This is a genomic window from Nocardia farcinica, assembly GCF_029867845.1.
Lineage (GTDB): Bacteria > Actinomycetota > Actinomycetes > Mycobacteriales > Mycobacteriaceae > Nocardia > Nocardia farcinica_A.
In genome coordinates this window covers 1-4,611 of record NZ_JARWRU010000018.1, presented here as the reverse complement: position 1 = coordinate 4,611, position 4,611 = coordinate 1, and the positions used below count along the sequence as shown (strand labels likewise).

Here is a 4,611-nt window from a genome sequence, read left to right as displayed (position 1 = left end):
GGGGGCCTGGGGGGGGCGGCGCCCCCCGCGGGGGGGGGCGGGGGCCCCGCTGCTCGGACGCGCCTTCGACACCTTCGACCTCGACGGCCCGCCGGTGTTCGGCTTCCCCGGCAGCCACGACCTGTTCGGCGACGGCTCGGTGCTGATGCTCGACCTGTCCGGTCACACCCCCGGCAGTATCGGCGTGCTGCTCGCGGTCGACGACGGCACCAGGGTGCTGCTCGCAGGCGACGCGGTGTGGGGCAACATCCAGATCCGGCTGTTGCGGGAGAAGGCGCCGATGCCGGGCTCGCTCTTCGACGCCGACCGTGACGCCGCCTTCGCCACCATCCACCGCCTGCACGCCCTGCCCGAGGGGATCGAGGTCATCGCCGGTCACGACCACGCCGCCATCGCCGCGCGCGTGCGTGACTGACCGGCCACGCGGGCACCGGCGTTCCTCCCGGAAACGCCACCGCCGCCCACATCGGGACGCGGGCGGCGGTGGTGAGTCTTCCGAACCGATTCGGGTCGATCGGCGCCGATCAGGCGACGAAGCCGGCCAGGCGCTGGTTGATGAGCGCCTCGGCCTCGGTCACCATGCGGGAGATCAGCTCCGCGCAGGTGGGGATGTCGTCGATCAGGCCCTGGACCAGACCGGCGGTCCAGATGCCCGCGTCCAGGTCGCCCTCCTCGAAGACCCGGCGGCCGCGCGCGCCCGCGACGAGCTCGCGCACGTCCTCGAACGTGCCGCCCGCCTTCTCGATCTCGACGACCTTGCGGCTGATCTCGTTGTCGGCCACGCGGGCGGTGTTGCGCATGGTGCGGAAGATCAGCTGGGTGTCCAGCTCGCTGTTGGCGACGATCTGCTCCTTGACCTTCTGCGCGATGGACGATTCCTGGGTGCACAGGAAGCGGGTGCCCATGTTCACGCCGTCGGCGCCGAGGGCCAGCGCGGCGACCAGGCCGCGGGCGTCGCCGATGCCGCCGGAGGCGATGATCGGGATGTCCAGCGCCCGCGCGGCGGCCGGGATCAGCACCAGGCCGGGGATGTCGTCCTCACCGGGGTGGCCTGCACACTCGAAGCCGTCGATGCTCACGCCGTCGACGCCGATCTTCTGCGCCTTGAGCGCGTGGCGCACGCTGGTGCACTTGTGCAGGACCTTGATGCCCGCTTCCTTGTAGTAGGGCAGGAAGGGCTCGGGGTTGCTGCCCGCGGTCTCGACGATCTTGACGCCGGACTCCACGATGGCCTGCACGTACTCGGCGTACGGCGGGGGGTTGATGGACGGCAGGATGGTGACGTTCACGCCGAACGGTTTGTCGGTCAGCTCCCTGGTCCGCTCGATCTCCTTGCGCAGATCGTCCGGGGTGGGCTGGGTGAGGGCGGTGATGAAGCCGAGACCGCCGGCGTTCGCGACCGCGGCGACGAGTTCCGCCCGGCCGACCCACATCATGCCGCCCTGCACGATGGGGTGTTCGATACCGAATTCCTCGGTGAACCTGGTACGCAGCATTGCGCTTCTCCTATGTCTCGCGCGGGCGTGCCAGTCCGCCCTGCCGCCACGATGGTGACACGTGCTGCACCGGCATTCAAGCCGTAAGTGAGCCGAGATTCGCATAGTAGATCGGCAAAGACAACCTGATCCATGCCCGATTCGGGATCGAATCGTGAGTATTTCTCCTGGTGAAGCTCACTGGATTGGTACGGTCGTTCCGGCGAGACGATTAACGTCGATTCATCTCAACATCTCTTGCCGTTGGAAGAAGTTAGTTGTTATTCTCGTCTCAGTTCAGCCCGTCGACGGTGCCGGGCCCCCCGCCCGCCCGCTAATCCGGGTGCGCCGCGCAGCGCGCGGGCGTCGATCGGCTGCTGGCCAGCTACCGGGCGATACCGCCGGGCGCCACCGTACGGCTGGCGAAGAAGACCTCCAATCTGTTCCGGGCCAGAGCGGCCAACCCCGCGCCGGGGCTGGATGTGTCGGGTCTGACCAGCGTCATCGCCGTCGATCCCGAGGCGCGGACCGCCGATGTGGCCGGTATGACCACCTACGAGGACCTGGTCGCGGCCACCCTCCCCTACGGCCTGGCCCCGCTGGTGGTGCCGCAGCTGAAGACCATCACCCTCGGCGGCGCGGTCACCGGCCTCGGCATCGAGTCCACCTCCTTCCGCAGCGGCCTGCCGCACGAGTCGGTGCTGGAGATGGACGTGCTGACCGGTGCGGGTGAGATCCTGACCGTGGCCCCCGAGGGCGAGTACGCCGACCTGTTCCGCGGTTTCCCCAACTCCTACGGCACGCTCGGCTACACCGTCCGGCTGAAGATCGAACTCGAGCCGGTGCTGCCCTATGTGGCGCTGCGCCACGTGCGCTTCCACGACCTGCGCGCACTGGAAGCCGCCATCGCGACGATCGTCGACGAGCGCGCCTGGGACGGCGAACGCGTCGACTACCTCGACGGCGTGGTGTTCACCGCCGAGGAGAGCTACCTGACGCTGGGCAGGCAGACCGACGAGCCGGGCCCGGTCTCCGACTACACCGGGATGGACATCTACTACCGCTCCATCCAGCACGATTCGGCCACCCCGAAGCGGGACCGGCTCACCATCCACGACTATCTGTGGCGTTGGGACACCGACTGGTTCTGGTGCTCGCGCGCCTTCGGCACCCAGAACCCCCGCATCCGCAGATTCTGGCCGAAGCGCTACCGCCGCAGCAGTTTCTACTGGAAGCTGGTCGCGCTCGACCACAAGTACCACATCGGCGACAGGATCGAGGCCCGCAAGGGCAACCCGCCGCGCGAGCGGGTGGTGCAGGACATCGAGGTGCCCGTCGAGCGCACCGCCGACTTCGTGTCGTGGTTCCTGCGCGAGATCCCGATCGAGCCGATCTGGCTGTGCCCCTTGCGGTTGCGTGAGGAAGGGCCGGCCGTGCGCGGCGGCACGCGCGGGTGGCCGCTGTATCCGCTCGAGCGCGAGCGCACCTATGTGAACGTCGGATTCTGGTCGGCCGTGCCGACCGTCCCCGGGCAACCGGAGGGCGCGGCCAACCGCGCCATCGAACAGAAGGTGACCGAATTCGACGGCCACAAATCGCTGTATTCGGATAGCTACTACCGCGAGGACGAGTTCGCGGCGTTGTACGGCGGCGAGACCTATTCGGAATTGAAGAAACGATACGACCCGGACCAGCGGCTGCTGGACTTGTATTCGAAGGCGGTGCAACGCAGATGACGACTTTCAAGGACCGTTCCGACGTCTTCGCCGATCTCGGAACGAAACTCTCCATCGCCGAAGTCTTCGACGCCCTCATCGAGGGCGACAGCCCGATCCGGCTGACGGCCTACGACGGCAGCGCCACCGGGCCGCGGGATTGTCCCTACACCCTGCACATCGCCACCCCGCGCGGCATCAACTATCTGGCCACCGCGCCGGGTGACCTGGGCATGGCGCGCGCCTACATCTCCGGGGACATGACCGTCACCGGGGTGCATCCCGGCGATCCCTACGAGGCGCTGGCCGCCATGCAGGGGTTGAAGTTCCGCAGGCCCTCGGCCCTGGCGCTGGTGACCATCGCCCGGTCACTGGGCTGGGAGAGGCTCAAGCCGATCGCGCCGCCACCGCAGGAGACGCTTCCGCGCTGGCGGCGCATCGCGTTGGAGGGCCTGCGCCACACCAAGGCCCGCGACGCCGAGGCGATCCACCACCACTACGACGTGTCCAACGAGTTCTACGAGTACGTGCTCGGGCCGTCGATGACCTACACCTGCGCCGCCTACGGCGATGCGGACTGGACGCTCGAACAGGCGCAGGAGAACAAGTACCGCCTGGTTTTCGAGAAGCTGCGCCTGAAGGAGGGCGACCGACTGCTCGACATCGGCTGCGGCTGGGGCGGCATGGTGCGCTACGCGGCCGCGCGCGGTGTGCGGGTCATTGGCGCCACGCTGTCGGCCGAGCAGGCGGCCTGGGCGCAGAAGAAGATCGCCGAGGAGGGCCTGAGCGAGCTGGCCGAGGTGCGGCACTGCGACTACCGCGACGTGCCGGAGACCGACTTCGACGCGGTCTCCTCCATCGGCCTGACCGAGCACATCGGCGTGCACAACTACCCGTACTACTTCGGGTACATGCGCGACAAGCTGCGCGAGGGCGGCCTGTTCCTCAACCACTGCATCACCAGGCCGGACAACACCCGCGCCGCCAGAGCGGGCGACTTCATCGACCGCTACGTCTTCCCCGACGGCGAGCTGATCGGCTCCGGCCGCATCATCACCGAGATCCAGAACGTCGGCTTGGAGGTGTTGCACGAGGAGAACCTGCGCGAGCACTACGCGCTCACCCTGCACGAATGGTGCAAGAACCTGGTCGCGAACTGGGACGCCTGCGTCGCCGACGTCGGCGAGGGCACCGCGAAGGTGTGGGGCCTGTACATGGCGGGCTCGCGGCTGGGCTTCCAGCGCAATGTGGTGCAGCTGCACCAGGTGCTCGGCGTCAAGCTGCCCTCCGACGGGACCTGGACGGTGCCGCTGCGGCCCTGGTGGCAACCCTAGCGCCGGATTACCGGACACGGCTCAGCCGAGCACGTCGTCCAGGAACTCCCTCGGCAACGGCGGCGGGACCTCCCCCTCGCCGGGCCC

Annotated in this window: 3 protein-coding genes and 1 pseudogene; 3 read left to right on the top strand and 1 reads right to left on the bottom strand. The window is 68.4% G+C overall.

The window, feature by feature from the left end; all coding sequences use genetic code 11:
- Window positions 1-415: pseudogene (locus QH283_RS00245) on the top strand (MBL fold metallo-hydrolase); the annotation flags it as partial.
- Between the two features lie 109 nt (window positions 416-524).
- Here the strand turns inward: QH283_RS00245 and QH283_RS00240 are convergent.
- Window positions 525-1,496: an NAD(P)H-dependent flavin oxidoreductase gene (locus QH283_RS00240; protein WP_280501004.1), complete on the bottom strand. Its 972-nt coding sequence runs from the start codon at window positions 1,494-1,496 to the stop codon at window positions 525-527.
- 353 nt (window positions 1,497-1,849) lie between these two features.
- On the opposite strand from QH283_RS00240, the gene QH283_RS00235 reads away from it, so the two are divergent.
- Window positions 1,850-3,211 carry an FAD-binding oxidoreductase gene (locus QH283_RS00235; RefSeq protein WP_280501005.1) on the top strand — a complete coding sequence of 454 codons (1,362 nt, stop codon included), beginning with the start codon at window positions 1,850-1,852 and terminating at the stop codon, window positions 3,209-3,211.
- On the top strand, window positions 3,208-4,524 hold the full coding sequence (locus QH283_RS00230; RefSeq protein WP_280501003.1) for a class I SAM-dependent methyltransferase: 1,317 nt from the start codon (window positions 3,208-3,210) through the stop codon (window positions 4,522-4,524). The genes QH283_RS00235 and QH283_RS00230 overlap by 4 nt, the downstream gene beginning before the upstream one ends.
- The last annotated feature ends 87 nt before the right edge of the window (window positions 4,525-4,611 follow it).

Bases quoted from the DNA above. Each gene is read 5' to 3' on its own strand.
- QH283_RS00240 (WP_280501004.1), bottom strand. From the start codon at position 1,496: ATGCTGCGTACCAGGTTCACCGAGGAATTCGGTATCGAACACCCCATC.
- QH283_RS00230 (WP_280501003.1), top strand. From the start codon at position 3,208: ATGACGACTTTCAAGGACCGTTCCGACGTCTTCGCCGATCTCGGAACG.